The sequence below is a fragment of the Streptomyces sp. NPDC051569 genome (assembly GCF_044454085.1).
Lineage (GTDB): Bacteria > Actinomycetota > Actinomycetes > Streptomycetales > Streptomycetaceae > Streptomyces.
Map to the genome: position 1 here is coordinate 40,669 of NZ_JBITDJ010000003.1, position 19,016 is coordinate 59,684.

The following is a 19,016-nucleotide window of genomic DNA, read 5'->3' on the forward strand; positions in this document are numbered from 1 at the left end:
CCGGTCGCGCTCGCTCCCGTGCGGGTGCGGTCGGCGGCGGACGCGGCCGCGCGGCCGGCTCAGCCGCCTAAGGCAGGCGTGCTGTCGCGGACGACGAGCGACGGTTCGAGCAGGACCCGTTCGGACGGAGTGCCGGACTCCGACATACGGGCCAGCAGCAGCCGTACGCACTCGCGTCCGACGGCCTCCAGCGGCTGGGCGACGGAGGTGAGTCCCGGCGAGAGGAGCGCCGCGGTGGGGGAGTCGTCGAAGCCGACGACGGCGAGGTCGGCGCCCGGTACGGCCTTGCGTTCGCGCAGGGCGTGGTAGCAGCCCAGCGCGAGCATGTCACTGGCGGCGACCACGGCCGTCGCGCCTCCGTCGATCAGCGGGCCCGCCGCGTCCCGCGCGGCGGAGAGCTCGTCGACGCTCTCGGCGCGTCTGCCGCGTACGGGAAGGCCGTGGCGCCGCATGGCGCGCTTCCAGCCCTCGGCACGGTCGTCGCCGACACCGGAGCCACGCGGCCAGCCGAGGAAGGCGATGCCGCGATGCCCCTGCGACACCAGGTGTTCGACCGCGGCGTCCGTGCCGGCGGCGCCGTCGACGTCCACCCAGTCGCCGACCTGGCGGCCCGACCACATCCGGCCGAAGCCCACGAACGGCACGCCGCGCTTCTCCAGCCAGGCCTGGCGCTCGTCGCCGCGGTCGGTGCCGCTCAGCACGAAACCGTCCACGCTGTGCAGGTCGAGAAGCTCCTCGTACCCGTCGAGGCCCGCACTGCCGGGCGGCGAGGCGAACAGCAGGATCCGGTAGCCGGCCTCGTCGGCGGTCTCGGAGAGGGCGTGCAGGAACCGGTCCATGACCGGGGCCGACGTGCCGGGAGCGGTGGGGCGTATGCCGTAACCGATGAGTTTGCTGGAGCGGGTACGCAGGGTCTGGGCGGCCCGGTGGGGGCGATAGCCCATCTCGTCGATGGCCCGGAGTACCCGCTCCAGTGTCTCGGAGCGCAGCAGATCGGGTGAATTGAGGGCGTTCGACACGGTTTGCGGTGACACCCCGGCCCGCCGCGCGACCATGGCCAGCGTCACCGGCCCGGCCTTGGGCGCGGGGGTGCTGGGTGGGCGGGCCATGACGCTCTCCGGACGGTTGGACGAGGGGTGGACGACTGTGAGTTTATTGGATCGTTCCAAGGGCCGTTGTCAACGCCCTGAGGTCGTCGTTAGGGTTCTTGGAACGCTCCAATGCTTTTGAGAGGTTCTGCTCTGTTGGATACAACTGTCAAGACCCACGACATAACGAACTCCGTCGCGCTGGCCGGCCCCTCCGCCGAGGGTCTCCAGCCGTTCCTGCACGACGCCGTGGTGACCCTCTACGCGCCGAGCTTCGCGGTCTCCCACCAGGACGGGCAGATCGACGGAGACGCGGACGGCTTCTACCACGGCGACAGCAGAGCGCTGGCCCGGCTGACCGTCGAGGCCGACGGCATCGCCGTCGCACCCGCGCGCGGAGTCCTTGACGGAGCCGACAAGGCAGCCTTCCGCAGTGTGCTGCGCGGCCTCGGCGAGGTCACACCGGACCCCGCCGTCACCCTGCACCGCCGCCGCGAGGTCACCCCCGGGCGCCTCCAGGAGACCCTCGAAGTCAGCAACGCCGGAACGAAGCACGTCCGCGCCCGGCTGATCGTCGTCGCCGGAACCGACCTCGCGCCGATGGAGCGCGTCAAGTCCGGACACCGCCTTCCCGCGGTCGCCGCGACCGCGCACGAGGACGGACTCGACTGGTCCCGCGACACGTTCGCCGTACGCCTCACCAGCGCACCGCGCCCGGTGTCCGTCGACCCGGCGGCCGGGCGGCTGGAGTACGACGTCGAGCTGGCGCCCGGCGAGTCGTGGACCGCGGTCCTGCACTGTGACGCGGCCCACGACGACGGCGACCAGTTCCCCGCGCCCGCCGCGGACAGCGTGCCCTGGCGCACCCCGGTGCTGCGCAGCGCCGATCGGCGCTTCGACCAGTGGCTGGGCCAGTCCGCCGCCGACCTCGACCGGCTGCGGCTGACCGACCCCCAGCAGCCCGGAGACCAGTTCCTGGCCGCCGGAGCCCCCTGGTACCTCACCCTCTTCGGCCGCGACTCCCTGTGGGCGGCCCGGATGCTGCTGCCCCTCGGCACCGACCTCGCCGCCGGTACGCTGCGCACGCTCGCCCGCCGCCAGGGCGCCGCGACCGTCCCGGACACCGAGGAGCAGCCCGGCAAGATCCTGCACGAAGTGCGCCGCGCCGCCCAGAAGTTCGACGACGACTTCGCGCTGCCGCCCTCGTACTACGGCACCGTCGACGCCACCCCGCTGTGGATCACCCTGCTGCACGACGCCTGGCGCTGGGGCCTCTCCTCCGACCAGGTCGAACAGCTGCTGCCGCACGCCGAGTCCGCCCTCGCCTGGATGCGCGACCACGGTGACGCCGACGGCGACGGCTTCCTGGAGTACATCGACAACACCGGGAAGGGCCTGGCCAACCAGGGCTGGAAGGACTCGGGCGACTCCATCAGGCACCGCGACGGACGCCTGGCCGCGTCCCCGATCGCGCTGTGCGAGGTCCAGGCGTACGCGTACGAGGCGGCCATCGGCGGCGCCGCGCTGCTGCGCGCCTTCGGACGGCCGGGCGCCGACCGGTGGGAGGAGTGGGCCGGCCGGCTGCAGGACCGCTTCCGCAGCCAGTTCTGGGTCGAGGACGAGCGCGGCGCGTACCCGGCCGTGGCTCTCGACCGGGACAAGCGGCCGGTGGACTCGGTCCAGTCCGGCTTCGGCCACCTGCTCGGCACGGGTCTGCTCAACCAGGACGAGAGCGCCCTGCTGGCCGCCCGGCTCGCCTCGCCCGACCTCGACTCGGGCCACGGCCTGCGGACCCTGAGCAGCGGCTCCGTGGGGTACAACCCCTTCGGCTACCACATCGGTTCCATCTGGCCGCACGACACCGCGATCGCGGTCCACGGGCTGGCCAGGGCCGGCTTCCCGGAGGCCGCCGCGTCGCTCTCGGCGGGTCTGGTCACCGCCGCCGCCGGCTTCGACGCGCGGCTCCCCGAGCTCTTCGCCGGCCACGGCGCGGCGACCGACTCGGTGCCCGCGCCCTACCCGGCGTCCTGCCGTCCGCAGGCCTGGGCGGCGGCCTCGTCCGTCACGGTCCTCCAGTCCGCGCTGGGGCTCTCCGCCGACGTGCCGAACGGCACGATCACGGTCGCCCCGGCGTTCGCCGAGGCCTACCGGCCGCTGAAGGTCGAGGGTCTCGACGTCGCGGGCGGGCGTCTGGACATCACGGTCGACGGTGACGGTACGGCGCACATCGAGGCGCCGGCGGGCCTGGAGGTGAAGAGGGAGCACATCGCGCCCCGCTGACGCGGAGCGGGACGCGCGTGCGACGACGGGACCCCGGCCGGGCGGCCGGGGTCCCGTCGTGTCCCGCCCGGAGTGCGACCGGCCCCGAGGACGGTGACGTCGACCACGTCGATGGGAATGTCAGGCGTCCAGGGCGGCCCGCGCGAGGTCGCGCAGCTCGTCGTCCGGGAGGGAAGCGGCGTCGTCGGGCCGCAGCCGGATGGTCGCCTTGCCCGAGATGAGCGCGGGATGGCGGGTGGTGAAACCGGCGTCGCGGCCTCGCTGCCAGCCGTACAGCGACACTCCGTGTTTCCAGGCACCCACGTGGAGCCTGCGGGCGCCGACCGTGTACGTGGGCATCGTGTAGGAGATGCCGATCGCCGCCTCGGGGTGGGCTTCCAGGATCAGCCGGTGCAGCCGATCGAACAGAGGGCGGTGTTCGGCGGGGATGCCGTCGATGTAGTCCCGCACGTCCTGGTCCATGCCTCCATTATGGTTTTCGGCGCGCCGGCTCCCTCGGCCGAAGCACACGTCCCGACGGGATCCCGGCGACCGGTGGATCCGTGGGCCCTACGAACGATGTGCGGTTGCCGCCGTGTCGCTGATAGGCCGAACGGGTGAGGGGAGCGAGGATGGCCGGATGCAGACACAGCGTGCGCAGGGGGTGGTTCGGTGAGCAGGTATGACAGGTACGACAAGTACGACGTCACCGATGAGCAGTGGGAGGGCCTGGCCCAGGTCGTGCCGCTGCGCGGCCGCGACGAGTGGCCCTCGCGGGTCGACCGGCGAAGTCCGCCCCGGGAACGCGCGGCCGAGAACCGCCGCTTCATCGTTCTGCGGGTGCAGGTGTTCGCCGACGCGCGGGAGGTCGCGGAACATCTGCTCGCCCAGATCCCGGTCCTGCTGGATCTGACCGCCGCCGAGACCGACGTGGCCAAGCGCATCCTGGACTTCAGCAGCGGGGTCGTCTTCGGGCTCGGCTGCGGGATGCACCGGGTCGACAAGAACGTCTTCCTGCTCGCCCCGACCGGTACGGAGGTCGAGGGGATCGCGGCGGACACGCTTCCCTGACCGGGGCGGGCGAGCGGGCGCGCGGGCAAGGAGACGCGGAGCGGGCGGGCGGGTGATCCGGGGTGCGCGCTTTCGGGGGCCGCCGGATCGCGGGGGCGGGTGACGGGGTGCTAGACCTGTCGTCCGTGACGGAACTTGACGTAGCGGGGCTGCAGCGCAGGCTCGCCGCATTCGCGGCGGCCCGGGACTGGGAGCAGTACCACACCCCGAAGAACCTGGCGGCGGCGCTGAGCGTCGAGGCGTCGGAACTGCTGGAGATCTTCCAGTGGCTGACGCCCGAGCAGTCGGCGCGGGTGATGGAGGACCCGGACTCGGCGTACCGGGTGACGGACGAAGTCGCCGACGTACTGGCGTATGTGCTGCAGTTCTGCGAGGTGCTGGGGATCGACGCGCTGGCCTCGCTCGCCGCGAAGATCGAGCGCAACGAGGTCCGCTACCCGCCCAAACCCCCCTCGGATCAGGCGGATTCGCCTGATCCGGCATGATCGTCACTCTGTGGAGTGAGGGACTTGTACACAATCGGCCCGCTGTCCACAGATTTCCGCTTTCCTCTGGCCTTTCTGTCTCTGGTAGCTCACTCTGGGTAGTGGAGTGAGTGGGCGGGGTTGTGGGAGGAACGGGGGCGGCGGATGGATGCGGAACGGCTCATCGGGATGAGTCTCCATGCCCTGGCCGGGAGCGCGGACGCGCTGGGGATCGTCGCGGAGGCATGGCAGGCGCAGGCACTGGCGCAGGCGATCGGCAACGAGCTGGCGCTGAGCGGGCCCAAGGAGCTGAGGGGCGCGGCGCGCGAGCTGGGCGAGGCGGGCGGACAGGGTCCTGAGCTGCTGGACCAGCCCGGGCTCCGGGCCGGTGGGATACGCGCCCGGCAGCTCTCCGGGGTGCCGGACGTGCGGGGAGCCCTGACCGGACTCGGCCTGCTGCTGGCCGAGGTGGGGATCGCGCTGGTCGCGGTGGCCTCCGTCACCGACGAGGAGGGGCTGTACTGGCAGTGCATGGAGGCGATCGACGCCGCCGACGAGTCGAACGACCGGGTGGGCGGGATGCTGCGCCGGCTGCTGGCGCAGGAGCGCGAGCGGGCCTCCGGGCGGAGCGGAGACCCGGCCGGTTTCTAGGCCCTGTCCGGCGGACCTGGTGCCGTTCCCCGCAAGCTCTGCCCCGTCGCGCGACATCGCCGGTCGCGGCACCGGGTGGAGCCGTTATGCCCCCGGCAAGGTGCAGGATGGATGCATGGATCTTCGAATCTTCACCGAGCCCCAGCAAGGGGCGAGCTACGAGACGCTGCTCACCGTGGCCAAGGCCACCGAGGACCTCGGGTTCGACGCTTTTTTCCGCTCCGACCACTATCTCCGCATGGGGTCCGCAGACGGGCTCCCCGGGCCGACCGACGCCTGGATCACCCTGGCCGGGCTGGCGCGCGAGACCCGGCGGATCCGGCTCGGCACACTGATGACCGCCGGCACGTTCCGGCTGCCGGGTGTGCTGGCCATCCAGGTCGCGCAGGTGGACCAGATGTCGGGTGGCCGGATCGAACTCGGCCTGGGAGCGGGCTGGTTCGAGGAGGAGCACAAGGCGTACGGCATTCCGTTCCCCAAGGAGAAGTTCGCCCGGCTGGAGGAGCAGCTGGCCATCGTGACGGGCCTGTGGTCCACGGAGGCCGGCCGGACCTTCTCGTACGACGGCACGTACTACCAGCTGACCGACTCGCCCGCGCTGCCCAAGCCCGCGCAGAGCAGGGTGCCGGTGCTGATCGGTGGCCACGGCGCGACGCGTACGCCGAGGCTCGCCGCACAGTACGCCGATGAGTTCAACATCCCGTTCGCCTCGATCGAGGACACGGAGCGGCAGTTCGGCAGGGTGCGGGCCGCCGCCGAGAAGGCGGGACGGGCGGCGGACGATCTCGTGTACTCCAACGCGCTGGTCGTCTGCGTGGGCAAGGACGACGCGGAGGTGGCCCGCCGGGCCGCCGCCCTCGGACGCGAGGTGGAGGAGCTGAAGGCGAACGGGCTCGCGGGCTCGCCCGCCGAGGTCGTCGACAAGATCGGACGCTACGGGGCCGTGGGCTCGTCGCGGATCTATCTCCAGGTCATGGACCTGGACGACCTCGACCATCTGGAGCTGATCTCCGCGCAGGTCCAGTCCCAGCTGAGCTGAGAAAGCTGACCCGTGAAGGAGCAACCGTGCAGCCCGTCCGCGCACTCGCCACCGCGCTCGCCGAGGGGACCGTCGTACTCGACGGCGGTCTCTCCGATCAACTGCGGGCACAGGGCTGCGATCTGTCCGACGCACTCTGGTCGGCGCGGTTGCTCCTCGACGGTCCCCAGCAGATCGAGGCCGCCCACGCGGCGTACGTGCGGGCGGGCGCACAGGTCCTCATCACCTCCAGCTACCAGGCGACCTACGAGGGCTTCGCGCGGCGGGGGATCCCCCGCGAGGAGGCGGCGGCCCTGCTCACCCGCAGTGTGGAGCTGGCGCGTCGTGCGGGCGGCGCCGTGGAGCGTGAGGTGTGGGTGGCCGCCTCGGTCGGGCCGTACGGCGCGATGCTCGCGGACGGCAGCGAGTACCGCGGTCGGTACGGACGGCCGGTGCGCGAGCTGGAGCGCTTCCACCGGCCGAGGATCGAGACCCTCGCCGCGGCCGGTCCCGACGTGCTGGCACTGGAGACCGTGCCGGACACCGACGAGGCGGAGGCGATGCTGCGGGCCGCGGCCGGCTGCGGGGTGCCGGTCTGGCTCTCGTACTCCATCGCGGGGGACCGCACCCGGGCCGGCCAGCCGCTCGCCGACGCCTTCGCCCTGGCCGCCGGTGACGATCAGGTGATCTCCGTGGGGATCAACTGCTCCGAACCGGGGGACGCGGACCGTGCCGTGGCGATCGCGGCGGCGGTGACGGGCAAACCGGTCGTCGTGTACCCGAACAGCGGCGAGCGGTGGGACGCGGCCGCCCGGGGCTGGCGCGGAGAGCCCACCTTCGATCCGGCCAGGGTGCGCGCCTGGGCCGCCGGAGGGGCGCGGCTGGTCGGCGGATGCTGCCGGGTCGGGCCCGCCGGCATCGCCGCGCTCAGCGCCCTGACAGCCGACGGGCCCGACGAAAAGCGCTGGTAGCAGCGGATCTGACGGGCGATACTCGGCCGTGTGTTCCTGACGATCAGTACGACCGGCACTCCGGAACGTCCCGCCACCGACCTCGGATTCCTGCTGCACAAGCATCCCGACCGGGCGCAGATGTTCTCCACCTCGCATGGCACCGCCCATGTGCTCTACCCCGAGGCGTCCGCCGAGCGCTGCACGGCCGCGTTGCTGCTGGAGGTCGATCCGGTCGCCCTGGTGCGCAAGGGCAAGGGCAAGGGCCGAGGCCGGGGCTCCGCCCCGGACGTGGCGCTCGCGCAGTACGTCAACGACCGTCCGTACGCGGCCTCCTCGCTCCTCGCGGTCGCGCTGAGCACGGTCTTCAAGAGCGCGCTGCGCGGCGTCTGCGCCGCACGCCCCGAGCGCGCCGCCGCCCCCCTGCCGTTGCGGATCGAGCTGCCCGCCGTGCCCGCGCGCGGCGGCGCCGAGCTGGTCCACCAGCTCTTCGGTCCGCTGGGCTGGACAACGGTGGACGCGGAACCGGTGGCGCTGGACGAGACGTTCCCGCAGTGGGGCGACTCGCGTTACGTGCGGCTCGTCCTGGAGGGCGAACTGCGGCTCGCCGACGCGCTGCGCCAGCTGTACGTCCTGCTGCCCGTACTCGACGACGCCAAGCACTACTGGGTGGCACCCGACGAGGTGGACAAGCTCCTGCGGGCGGGTGATGGCTGGCTGGCCGAGCATCCGGAACAGAAGCTGATCACCAGCCGCTATCTGGCCCGTCGCTGGAGCCTGACCCGCCAGGCCATGGAACGCCTTGAGCTGGTACGGCTCGCCGAGGCGGACGACATCGGGGTCGAGGCGATCGACAACGCGGTGGACGAGGTCACCGCCGGGCCGGACGGACCCGCGGCCGAAGAGGGCGCGGAAAGCGTGGCGAATGAGCCGTCGCTCGCCGACCTGCGGCGCGAGGCGATCATGACGGCCCTGCGGGACGCGGGCGCGAGCACGGTGCTCGACCTGGGCTGCGGACAGGGGCAGCTGGTACGGGCGCTGCTGAAGGACCCGCGCTTCACCGGCATCGTGGGCCTGGATGTGTCGGTCCGGGCACTCACCATCGCCTCGCGCCGGCTGGGGCTGGACCGGATGAGCGAGCGGCAGGCCGCCCGCGTCACGCTGACGCAGGGTTCGCTCACGTACACCGACAAGCGGCTCAAGGGGTACGACGCCGCCGTACTGAGCGAGGTCGTCGAACACCTCGATCCGCCGCGGCTGCCCGCCCTGGAGTACGCGGTGTTCGGATCCGCGCGGCCGCGCACGGTGATCGTGACCACGCCGAATGTCGAGTACAACGTGCGTTGGGACACGCTGCCCGTTGGTCACACGCGCCACGGCGACCACCGCTTCGAGTGGACGCGCGAGGAGTTCCACGGCTGGGCGGACGAGGTCGGCCGGCGGCACGGCTACGGGGTGACGTACGTACCGGTGGGACCGGATGACCCCGAAGTGGGGCCGCCCACCCAGATGGCCGTCTTCACCACGCGGGACGAGAGCGACGCGAAGCAGGACACCGCGAAGCAGGAAACCGCGAAGCAGGAAACCGCGACGCACGGCACCGCGACGCACGGCACCGCGACGCACGACATCACGGAGGAGGGGAAGACCGTATGACCGGCAACGACGGAACCAGCACCACGGACGCCACCACCGCCACCGCGGGCGCCCGGCGCGTCCTCCCGGTGCCCGATCTCTCCCTCGTGGTGCTGATCGGAGCCACCGGCTCGGGCAAGTCCACCTTCGCCAGGAGCCACTTCAAGCCCACCGAGGTCATCTCCTCGGACTTCTGCCGGGGCCTGGTCGCCGACGACGAGAACGACCAGAGCGCCAGCCGCGACGCCTTCGACGTGCTCCACCACATCGCGGGCAAGCGGCTCGCGGCCGGCCGGCTCACCGTCGTGGACGCCACCAACGTGCAGCGCGAGAGCCGTGCACAGCTGGTGCGGATCGCTCGCGAGCACGATGTCCTGCCCGTGGCGATCGTCCTCGACCTGCCGGAAGAGGTGTGCTCCGCGCGTAACGCCGGCCGCCCCGGCCGGGCCGGGATGCCCCGCCACGTCATCAAGCGCCACCGCGCCGAGCTGCGCCGTTCGCTGCGCGGGCTGGAGCGCGAGGGCTTCCGCAAGGTGCACATCCTGCGCGGCGAGGACGAGGTGGCGGACGCCGAGGTCGTGCGGGAGCGGCGCTACAACGACCTCACCCACCTCACCGGCCCGTTCGACATCATCGGCGACATCCACGGCTGCCGCTCCGAACTGGAGACCCTGCTCAGCGCGCTCGGTTATGCCGATGGCGTCCACCCCGAAGGGCGTACCGCCGTCTTCGTCGGCGACCTGGTCGACCGGGGGCCGGACAGCCCCGGCGTGCTCCGCCGCGTCATGGGCATGGTCGCGGCCGGTACCGCCCTGTGCGTCCCGGGGAACCACGAGAACAAGCTCGGCCGCTGGTTCAAGGGCAAGAACGTGCGGCACACGCACGGGCTCGCCGAGACCGTCGAGCAGCTGGAGAAGGAGGACGACGCGTTCCGCGAGCAGGTGCGGGAATTCATCGACGGCCTGGTCAGCCACTACGTCCTGGACGGCGGCAAGCTGGTGGTCTGCCACGCCGGCCTGCCCGAGAAGTACCACGGCCGCACGTCCGGCCGGGTCCGTTCGCACGCCCTGTACGGCGACACGACCGGGGAGACGGATGAGTTCGGTCTCCCCGTGCGCTACCCGTGGGCCGAGGAGTACCGGGGCCGGGCAGCCGTCGTGTACGGCCACACACCGGTGCCGAACACCTCCTGGATCAACAACACCATCTGCCTGGACACCGGAGCGGTCTTCGGCGGCAAGATGACCGCGCTGCGCTGGCCCGAGCGCGAGCTGGTCGACGTACCGGCCGAGCGGGTCTGGTACGAGCCGGCCAGGCCGCTGGCCACCGAGGCACCCGGGGGCAGGGAGGGCCGTCCGCTGGACCTCGACGACGTACGGGGCAAGCGGATCGTGGAGACCCGCCACATGGCACGGCTCGCGGTGCGCGAGGAGAACGCCGCGGCGGCGCTGGAGGTCATGAGCCGCTTCGCGATCGACCCCCGGCTGCTCGCCTATCTCCCGCCCACCATGGCGCCCACCGCGACCTCCACCGTGCCGGGCTACCTGGAGCACCCCGCCGAGGCCTTCGCCCATTACCGCGCCGACGGCGTCGCGCGGGTCGTGTGCGAGGAGAAGCACATGGGCTCGCGCGCGGTGGCGCTGGTCTGCCGGGACGCGGCCGCCGCACGGGAGCGCTTCGGCGTGGACGGACCGACCGGCGCGCTGCACACCCGTACCGGTCGGCCCTTCTTCGATGACGACCAGGTCACCGAGGAGATCCTGGACCGGCTGCGCACGGCGGTCACCGCCGCCGGGCTCTGGCGGGAACTCGACACGGACTGGCTGCTGCTGGACGCGGAGCTGATGCCCTGGTCGCTCAAGGCCACCGGACTGCTGCGTACCCAGTACGCGGCGGTGGGGGCCGCCGCCGGTGCCGTTCTCCCCGCTGTCACGAAAGCACTCGAAGCAGCCGTGTCCCGGGGTGTCGAGGTCGGAGCCCTCCTGGCCGGCCAGCGTGAACGCGCCACCGACGCGGCCGCGTTCACGGAGGCGTACCGGCGTTACTGCTGGCCCACGGACGGCCTGGACGGGGTGCGCCTCGCGCCCTTCCAGCTGCTGGCGGCCCGGGGGCGTTCTCTCGCCGGTGTCCCGCACGACCAGCAGCTGGCCTGGCTGGACCGGCTGGTCGAGCACGACCCGACCGGTCTGCTCCAGGTCACCCGGCGGCTGATCGTCGACACGGGCGACGAGACGTCGGTCCGCAGCGGGGTCGACTGGTGGTCGGAGATGACGGAAAGGGGCGGTGAGGGCATGGTCGTCAAGCCGCTCCAGGCACTCGTACGGGACGAGAAGGGCAGGCTCGTACAGCCAGGTGTCAAGGTGCGGGGGCGGGAGTATCTGCGGATCATCTACGGACCCGAGTACACCCGGCCGGAGAACCTCCAGCGGCTGCGCAACCGCTTCCTGGGCCACAAGAGGTCCCTGGCGCTGCGGGAGTACGCCCTCGGCCTGGAGGCCCTGGACCGGCTGGCGGACGGCGAGCCGCTGTGGCGGGTCCACGAAGCGGTCTTCGCGGTCCTGGCCCTGGAGTCGGAACCGGTCGACCCCCGGCTCTGACGAACGGTCCCGACGAACGGTCCCGACGCGACCCGACCTGAGATCGCCCGGTCCGGCCGGCTCCCCGAGTGTGCTCATCCTCACCGCGTGCGATTCGCCGAGTGAACCGTGCTCCGCGCGGTGAGGATGGGGGCATGGGATTCCATGTCGATTCCGAGACCGGGCGGCTGCGCCGCGTCATACTGCACCGGCCTGATCTGGAGCTGAGGCGGCTCACCCCCGGCAACAAGGACACGTTGCTCTTCGACGACGTGCTGTGGGTGCGCCGCGCCCAGGAGGAGCACGACGCCTTCGCCGAGGTGCTACGCGGCCGGGGGGTGCGGGTGCATCTCTTCGGCGATCTGCTGCGCGAGTCGCTGGAGCTCCCGGCGGCGCGACAGCTCGTCCTGGACCGGGTCTTCGACGAGAAGGAGTACGGGCCGCTCGCCACCGACCATCTCCGGGCGGTCTTCGACAAGCTGCCGACCGCCGAGCTGGTCGAGGCGCTGGTCGGGGGGATGACCAAGCGGGAGTTCCTGGAGCGCCACGCGGAACCGACCTCGGTCCGGTTCCATGTGATGGAGCCGGACGACTTCCTGCTCGACCCGCTGCCCAACCATCTCTTCACCCGGGACACCTCGGCCTGGATCTACGACGGGGTGTCCATCAACGCCATGCGCTGGCCGGCCAGGCAGCGCGAGACGGTGCACTTCGAGGCGATCTACAAGCACCATCCGCTTTTCACCGGGCCGCAGGCGGGGGCCTTCCACCACTGGTCGGAGGGGCAGGACGACTATCCCTCCACCATCGAGGGCGGCGACGTCCTCGTCATCGGCCAGGGGGCCGTCCTGATCGGGATGAGCGAGCGCACCACTCCGCAGGCCGTCGAGATGCTGGCCCGTGGGCTCTTCGAGGCCGGCTCGGCCACCACGATCGTGGCGCTCGACATGCCGAAGCGCCGGGCGTTCATGCACCTCGACACCGTGATGACGATGGTTGACGGCGACACCTTCACGCAGTACGGGGGGCTCGGCATGCTCCGCTCGTACACCATCGAACCGGGCGGCGGGGGCAGCGAACTCAAGGTCACCGACCACCCGCCGGAGCATATGCACCGGGCGATCGCGGCGGCCCTGGGCCTGCCCCGGATCCGCGTGCTGACGGCTGTCCAGGATGTCCACTCGGCGGCGCGGGAGCAGTGGGACGACGGCTGCAACGTGCTCGCCGTCGAACCGGGCGTCGTCGTCGCCTACGAGCGCAACGTCACCACCAACCGGCATCTGCGCGAGCAGGGCATCGAGGTGATCGAGACCCTCGGCAGCGAGCTGGGCCGGGGGCGCGGCGGCCCGCGCTGTATGAGCTGCCCGATCGAGCGGGAGGCGGTGTAGCGGGCGCGCGGGTGGGGGTGAGGCCGGAGCGGAGGGGAGAAGGAGAGCCGTCAGCTCTGTATATCAATACGGAGCATCGTATAGAGTTCCGGAGTCAACGGTACGCGTCACCCTCTCTCGCGCCCCAGGAGCAGTCCCATGGCGATACACCTCGCAGGCCGCCACTTCCTCAAGGAGCTGGACTTCACGGCCGAGGAGTTCCGTGGCCTGATCGACCTGGCCGCCGAGCTCAAGGCCGCGAAGAAGGCGGGCACCGAGATCCAGCGGCTGCGGGGCAGGAACATCGCGCTGATCTTCGAGAAGTCCTCGACCCGCACGCGCTGCGCCTTCGAGGTGGCGGCGGCGGACCAGGGCGCGCACACGACGTACATCGACCCGGCGTCCTCGCACATCGGGAAGAAGGAGTCGGCGAAGGACACCGCCCGCGTCCTCGGCCGGATGTTCGACGGCATCGAGTTCCGCGGGGACACCCAGAGCACCGTCGAGGAGCTGGCCGCGTCCGCCGGCGTCCCCGTCTTCAACGGTCTGACGGACGAGTGGCACCCCACCCAGATGCTCGCGGACGTGCTCACCATGACCGAGCACTGCGACCGGCCGCTGACCGAGATCGCCTTCGCCTATCTGGGGGACGCCCGCTACAACATGGGCAACTCGTACCTGGTCACCGGCGCCCTGCTCGGCATGGACGTACGGATCGTCGCGCCGCGCGCCTACTGGCCGGCGGACGAGATCCTCACCCTGGCCCGGAAGGCGGCCGAGGCGAGCGGGGCCCGGCTCACCCTCACCGAGAGCATCGCCGAAGGCGTCGCCGGCGCGGATTTCGTCGCGACCGACGTGTGGGTGTCGATGGGGGAGCCGCAGGACATCTGGGACGAGCGCATCGCGGCTCTCGGCCCGTACGCCGTGACCATGGACGTGCTGCGCGCGACCGGCAATCCCGGCGTGAAGTTCCTGCACTGCCTTCCGGCCTTCCATGACCTGGGCACCGCGGTGGGCCGCGCGATCCACGAGCGCCATGGGCTGACCGAGCTGGAAGTGACCGACGAGGTCTTCGAGTCGGCGCACTCGGTCGTCTTCGACGAGGCCGAGAACCGGCTGCACACCATCAAGGCCGTGCTGGTGGCCACGCTCGCCGCGGACTCCGCCGCCGAATAGTCATGCGCGGGTCGGTCGTGCGCGGGCCGGTCATGAGCCGTCGGCGGTCATGCGCGGGCCGGTCATGAGCCGCCGCCGGTCATGAGCCACGGGCCGTTACGCGCGACCGGCGGCGGCGCACGTGTGCCGCCCGGTCAGTGCAGCGTGAACCAGACCGCCTTGCCCTGTTCCGTGGCCCGGTGGCCGTAGGCCGTGCTGAGCGTACGGATCAGCAGCAGCCCCCGCCCGTGTTCCTGCCACGGATCCGGCATGATCCCCGGCCCCGGGAGAGTGAGGCCGCCCGGCGGAGCCGGGTCCAGGTCGTGCACCTCGACCTGGCAGCCGGTCGGCAGCGCCTCCACGACCAGGAGGATGGGCGCGTTCCCCTCCGTGTGCTTCACGGCGTTGGCGACCAGCTCCGCCGTGAGCAGTTCCGCCGTGTCGGTGTCCGTCGTCTCGTGCAGGTCGACGCACGCCCTGCGCACCAGGGCGCGTGCGAGCGGCACCGCTTCCGCGCTGTGCGGCAGGGCGACGCGCCAGGAGGTGGAGCCTGAGAGTTCGGGCACGGCGGTCAGTCCGATCGAGGGGCAAGAGGCCGGGTGGCCCAGAAGGTACTGACTTCAACTTTACGGAGAGCACATGCGTAAACAAGGGGCGGCCGCCCGCCGGATATGGGACCTCTGCCACATGTCGGACAGGACCTTCGGCCGATGTATCGCGTGCTCGTGACGACAGTCACGCATGAGTGATACCGTTTCGGGGAGGGGCTGAGCAGCACGGCCCCGGGCGAACGGCACGCAGCATCCGCTGAAGGAGGCCGCACCGATGAGTCCCTTTTCCGGCTCCGCGCCCCGGACCGCGCGGTGGCGCCACCTACGGCTGACGCGGGACAACGGCGTCGCGACCGTCACCCTCGCCCGCCCCGAGAAGCTGGGCGCGCTCACCTTCGGGGCCTACGCCGACCTGCGTGATCTGCTCGCCGAGCTGTCCCGGGAGCGTTCCGTGCGCGCCCTGGTACTGGCCGGCGAGGGCCGGGGCTTCTGCTCGGGCGGCGATGTCGACGAGATCATCGGCGCCACCCTCGCGATGGACACCGCCCAGCTCCTCGACTTCAACCGGATGACCGGGCAGGTGGTCCGCGCGATCCGCGAGTGTCCCTTCCCGGTGATCGCCGCCGTGCACGGGGTCGCCGCCGGCGCCGGTGCCGTCCTCGCGCTCGCCGCCGACTTCCGGATCGCCGATCCCTCCGCGCGCTTCGCCTTCCTCTTCACCCGGGTCGGCCTGTCCGGCGGCGACATGGGGGCGGCCTATCTGCTGCCCCGCGTCGTCGGGCTCGGGCACGCGACCCGGCTGCTGATGCTCGGCGAGCCGGTGCGCGCGGCCGAGGCGGAGCGGATCGGACTCCTCAGCGAGCTCGCCGAAGAGGGCCACGCGGGCGCCCGCGCCGCCGCGCTCGCCCGCCGGCTCGCCGAAGGCCCGGCCCTGGCCCTGGCTCAGACCAAGGCCCTGCTCACCGCCGAGCTGGACATGCCGCTCGCCGCCGCCGTCGAGCTGGACGCCGCCACCCAGGCCCTGCTGATGCACGGCGAGGACTACGCCGAGTTCCACGCCGCCTTCACCGCGAAGCGGCCCCCGGCATGGCGGGGGCGCTAGCCATGCCCGGCGCCCTGCGCGTCGCGGTCATCGGCGGCGGCCCCGGCGGGCTGTACGCGGCGGTCCTGCTCAAGCGGCTCGACCCGGCCCGCGAGGTCACCGTCTGGGAACGGGGCGCCCCCGAGGACACCTTCGGCTTCGGCGTCGTCCTCTCCGACGAGACCCTCGGCGGTATCGAGCACGCCGATCCCGAAGTCCACCGCGCGCTCCAGCGGGAGTGTGTCCGCTGGGACGCCATCGACATCGTCCACCGGGGCCGGACCCTCACCTCCGGAGGCCACGGCTTCGCCGCGCTCGGCCGGCGCAGGCTCCTGGAGATCCTGTACGAGCGCTGCGCCGCCCTGGGCGTACGGCTCCGCCCGCGCACCGAGGCCCCGCCGGCCGCCGAACTCGCCGCCGCGCACGACCTGGTGATCGCCGCCGACGGGGCAGGCAGCCTCACCCGCGACGCCCGTCCCGAGGTCTTCCACCCCACCGTCACCACCCACCGCTGCCGCTACATCTGGCTCGCCGCCGACTTCGCCCTCGACGCGTTCCGGTTCGAGATCGCCGAGACCGACCACGGGGTGATGCAGCTCCACGGCTACCCCTACGCCCCGGCGCGCAGCACCGTCATCGTCGAGATGCGCGAAGAGGTGTGGCGCTCCGCCGGTTTCGCGGACCTCGACACGCGCCGGTCCGCCGAGCGGTGCGCCAAGATCTTCGCGGAGGCGCTCGGCGGACGCCCGCTGCGCTCGAACGCCTCGTCCTGGACGGCCTTCCGCACGGTCGTCAACGACCGGTGGAGCCATGGCCGTACGGTGCTCATCGGGGACGCCGCCCACACCGCGCACTTCTCCATCGGCTCCGGAACCAAGCTCGCCGTCGAGGACGCCCTCGCGCTCGCGGCCCATATCGAGGAGCAGCCGGACCTGCCGGCCGCCCTCGCCGCGTACGAGAGCGAGCGCCGCCCGGTCGTCGAGTCGACCCAGCGCGCGGCCGCCGCCAGCCTGCGCTGGTTCGAGGAGCTGGCCACGTACGTCGGTCAGCCGCCCCGCCAGTTCGCCTTCGGCCTGCTCACCCGCAGCCGCCGGGTCACCCACGACAATCTGCGGCTGCGTGACCCCGGCTTCACCCACGCGGTGGAGGGCGACTTCGGCTGCCCGCCCGGCACGCCCCCGATGTTCACGCCTTTCCGGCTGGGCGGCCTCACCCTGCGCAATCGCGTCGTCGTCTCCCCGATGGACATGTACACGGCCGTGGACGGTGTCCCCGGTGCCTTCCATCTCGTCCACCTCGGGGCGCGCGCCCTGGGCGGCGCGGGCCTGGTCATGACGGAGATGGTCTGCGTCAGCGCCGAGGGCCGCATCACCCCGGGCTGCACCGGTCTCTACACCCGCGAACAGGGCGACGGCTGGCGCCGTGTCACCGACTTCGTCCACACGCACGCGCCGGGTACGGCCATCGGCGTGCAGCTCGGGCACTCCGGCCGCAAGGGCTCCACCCGGGTCATGTGGGAAGGCAGGGACGAGCCGCTGCCCGCCGGCAACTGGCCGCTCGCCGCCGCCTCGCCACTGCCGTACCTGCCGGGCGTCAGCCAGCGCCCGCACCAGCTCGGACGCCATCAACTGGTCTCTATACGGGAGCAGTTCACCGCCGCCGCCCGCCGGGCCCAGCGCAGCGGTTTCGACCTGCTGGAACTCCACTGCGCCCACGGCTACCTGCTCTCCGGTTTCCTCTCGCCGCTCACCAACCGGCGGACCGACGCGTACGGCGGCTCGCTCGATGGGCGGCTGCGCTACCCCCTCGAAGTCTTCGACGCCATCCGCGCCGACTGGCCGGACGACCGGCCCATGACGGTCCGTATCTCCGCCACCGACTGGGCGCCGGGCGGCACGTCGGCCGAGGAGGGCGTCGAGATCGCCCGCGCCTTCGCCGCGCACGGCGCCGACGCGATCGACGTGTCGACGGGCCAGGTCGTCCCGGACGAGCGGCCCGAGTTCGGCCGGTCCTACCAGACGCCGTTCGCGGACCGGATCCGCAACACCCTGTCCGTCCCGGTCATCGCCGTCGGCGCCATCTCCTCCTGGGACGACGTCAATTCGCTGCTGCTGGCGGGCCGGGCCGACCTGTGCGCCCTGGGCCGCCCCCACCTCCACGACCCGAACTGGACGCTGCACGCCGCCGCCGACCAGGGGTACGAGGGACCGGCCGCGCCGTGGCCGCCTCCGTACCGCGCGGGCAGCCGCCGGCCCCCCTCCGGCCGGGCGGACGGTCCCAAGCCGCGGCTCACGCTGCGCTGAGCGGAGCCCGTACGAACGCCCCGCCCGCGTCCCGCAGCCGGGCGTGCAGCCGGAAGAAGACCTCGGCGGACCGGTCCCCGGGCCACCCCTCGGGCAGCAGCTCGGCGGGCAGGCCCGGGTCGGCGTACGGGAGCCGCCGCCACGAGTCCAGCGCGAGCAGATAGTCGCGGTAGGCGTCCTCCGGCGCGCCCTCCTCCGGCGCGCCGTCCCCTCCCGCCTCTTCCCGGCTCTCCCAGGCGCGCAGCACCGGCTCGTGCAGGCTCAGGAACCCCTCGTGCTGTTCGGCGATCGCGGTCAGGTCCCACCAGCGGGCAGCGGCCTCCGCCGTCGGCTCGAAGCCCAGGTGCTGTCCGGTGAACAGGTCGACGTACGGATCGAGCCGCAGCCTGCGCAGGGTGTGGCGCGTCTCCTCGTACAGCCGTCCCGGCGCGATCCAGACACCGGGCGCCGCCGTCCCGAAGCCGAGCCGGCCCAGCCGGGAGCGCAGCAGATGGCGCTTGTGACGCTCGGCCTCCGGGACCGAGAACACCGCCAGCACCCAGCCGTCGGAGAGCCGGGGCGAGGGGCGGGCGTAGATCCGGCGGTCACCGTCGTCGAGCACCTGACGGGCCTCGGCCGACAGCGCGTAACCGGCCGCGCCGTCCGCCGTACGCTCCGGGACGAGCAGGCCGCGCCGCTTCAGCCGGGAGACCGACGACCGCACGGAGGGCGCGTCCACACCGAGAGCCCCCAGCAGCCGGATCAGTCCGGCCACGGGAAGCGGGGATTCGTCCGGTGTCCGGCCGTACGCGCCGTACAGGGTGACGATCAGGGAACGGGGGGTGTACTGCTCAGCCACGCGATCACT

General features: G+C 72.2%; 16 protein-coding genes. 12 read left to right on the plus strand and 4 right to left on the minus strand.

Features of this window, described 5'->3' with window-relative positions; translation table 11 throughout:
• Window positions 1-59: 59 nt before the first annotated feature.
• A complete protein-coding gene (locus ACIBAE_RS06005; protein WP_399282622.1) occupies window positions 60-1,109 on the minus strand; it encodes a LacI family DNA-binding transcriptional regulator in 1,050 nt (349 codons plus the stop codon).
• 135 nt (window positions 1,110-1,244) lie between these two features.
• Here ACIBAE_RS06005 and ACIBAE_RS06010 point away from each other — a divergent pair, with 135 nt between their 5' ends.
• Window positions 1,245-3,368: a glycogen debranching N-terminal domain-containing protein gene (locus ACIBAE_RS06010; RefSeq protein WP_399282623.1), complete on the plus strand. Its 2,124-nt coding sequence runs from the start codon at window positions 1,245-1,247 to the stop codon at window positions 3,366-3,368.
• 120 nt (window positions 3,369-3,488) lie between these two features.
• On the opposite strand, the gene ACIBAE_RS06015 is transcribed toward ACIBAE_RS06010, so the two are convergent.
• Complete coding sequence (locus tag ACIBAE_RS06015; RefSeq protein WP_399282624.1) at window positions 3,489-3,830, minus strand: iron chaperone; 342 nt, start codon at window positions 3,828-3,830, stop codon at window positions 3,489-3,491.
• Between the two features lie 189 nt (window positions 3,831-4,019).
• Between ACIBAE_RS06015 and ACIBAE_RS06020 the strand changes: the two genes are divergently transcribed.
• The 9 genes from ACIBAE_RS06020 to argF all read left to right on the plus strand — a co-directional run bounded on the left by ACIBAE_RS06020 (window position 4,020) and on the right by argF (window position 14,255).
• The gene (locus tag ACIBAE_RS06020) at window positions 4,020-4,418 is read left to right on the plus strand and encodes a cell division protein SepF (protein ID WP_399282625.1); all 399 of its coding nucleotides are present in this window, start codon (window positions 4,020-4,022) and stop codon (window positions 4,416-4,418) included.
• A gap of 125 nt (window positions 4,419-4,543) precedes the next feature.
• Window positions 4,544-4,903: a nucleotide pyrophosphohydrolase gene (locus ACIBAE_RS06025; RefSeq protein WP_399282626.1), complete on the plus strand. Its 360-nt coding sequence runs from the start codon at window positions 4,544-4,546 to the stop codon at window positions 4,901-4,903.
• A gap of 144 nt (window positions 4,904-5,047) precedes the next feature.
• Window positions 5,048-5,533, plus strand: a complete 486-nt coding sequence (locus tag ACIBAE_RS06030) for a DUF6099 family protein (protein WP_399282627.1) — start codon at window positions 5,048-5,050, stop codon at window positions 5,531-5,533.
• A gap of 115 nt (window positions 5,534-5,648) precedes the next feature.
• Window positions 5,649-6,572 carry an LLM class F420-dependent oxidoreductase gene (locus ACIBAE_RS06035; protein ID WP_399282628.1) on the plus strand — a complete coding sequence of 308 codons (924 nt, stop codon included), beginning with the start codon at window positions 5,649-5,651 and terminating at the stop codon, window positions 6,570-6,572.
• A gap of 26 nt (window positions 6,573-6,598) precedes the next feature.
• Window positions 6,599-7,522, plus strand: a complete 924-nt coding sequence (gene mmuM / locus ACIBAE_RS06040; protein WP_399282629.1) for a homocysteine S-methyltransferase — start codon at window positions 6,599-6,601, stop codon at window positions 7,520-7,522.
• Between the two features lie 30 nt (window positions 7,523-7,552).
• Window positions 7,553-9,157 (plus strand): 3' terminal RNA ribose 2'-O-methyltransferase Hen1, encoded by a 1,605-nt coding sequence (locus ACIBAE_RS06045; RefSeq protein ID WP_399282630.1) that lies wholly within the window; start codon window positions 7,553-7,555, stop codon window positions 9,155-9,157.
• The gene (locus ACIBAE_RS06050; protein WP_399282632.1) at window positions 9,154-11,733 is read left to right on the plus strand and encodes a polynucleotide kinase-phosphatase; all 2,580 of its coding nucleotides are present in this window, start codon (window positions 9,154-9,156) and stop codon (window positions 11,731-11,733) included. Before ACIBAE_RS06045 ends, ACIBAE_RS06050 begins: the two co-directional genes overlap by 4 nt.
• Before the next feature lie 134 nt (window positions 11,734-11,867).
• Entirely contained in the window at window positions 11,868-13,100 is a 1,233-nt protein-coding gene (locus ACIBAE_RS06055) for an arginine deiminase (protein WP_399282633.1), read from the plus strand.
• A 138-nt stretch (window positions 13,101-13,238) separates the two neighbouring features.
• A complete protein-coding gene (gene argF, locus ACIBAE_RS06060; protein WP_399282634.1) occupies window positions 13,239-14,255 on the plus strand; it encodes an ornithine carbamoyltransferase in 1,017 nt (338 codons plus the stop codon).
• Window positions 14,256-14,389: 134 nt separating this feature from the next.
• Here the strand turns inward: argF and ACIBAE_RS06065 are convergent, their stop codons facing one another.
• Window positions 14,390-14,800 carry an ATP-binding protein gene (locus ACIBAE_RS06065; protein ID WP_399282635.1) on the minus strand — a complete coding sequence of 137 codons (411 nt, stop codon included), beginning with the start codon at window positions 14,798-14,800 and terminating at the stop codon, window positions 14,390-14,392.
• A gap of 259 nt (window positions 14,801-15,059) precedes the next feature.
• Here ACIBAE_RS06065 and ACIBAE_RS06070 point away from each other — a divergent pair, with 259 nt between their 5' ends.
• Both ACIBAE_RS06070 and ACIBAE_RS06075 read left to right on the plus strand, forming a co-directional pair.
• Window positions 15,060-15,887, plus strand: coding sequence for an enoyl-CoA hydratase family protein (locus tag ACIBAE_RS06070; protein ID WP_399282636.1), 828 nt, complete (start codon window positions 15,060-15,062; stop codon window positions 15,885-15,887).
• Window positions 15,872-18,169: a bifunctional salicylyl-CoA 5-hydroxylase/oxidoreductase gene (locus ACIBAE_RS06075; protein WP_399282637.1), complete on the plus strand. Its 2,298-nt coding sequence runs from the start codon at window positions 15,872-15,874 to the stop codon at window positions 18,167-18,169. The genes ACIBAE_RS06070 and ACIBAE_RS06075 overlap by 16 nt, the downstream gene beginning before the upstream one ends.
• Here the strand turns inward: ACIBAE_RS06075 and ACIBAE_RS06080 are convergent.
• The gene (locus ACIBAE_RS06080) at window positions 18,156-19,007 is read right to left on the minus strand and encodes a PaaX family transcriptional regulator C-terminal domain-containing protein (protein ID WP_399282638.1); all 852 of its coding nucleotides are present in this window, start codon (window positions 19,005-19,007) and stop codon (window positions 18,156-18,158) included. The two genes, ACIBAE_RS06075 and ACIBAE_RS06080, sit on opposite strands and share 14 nt — an antisense overlap.
• Window positions 19,008-19,016 lie beyond the last annotated feature (9 nt).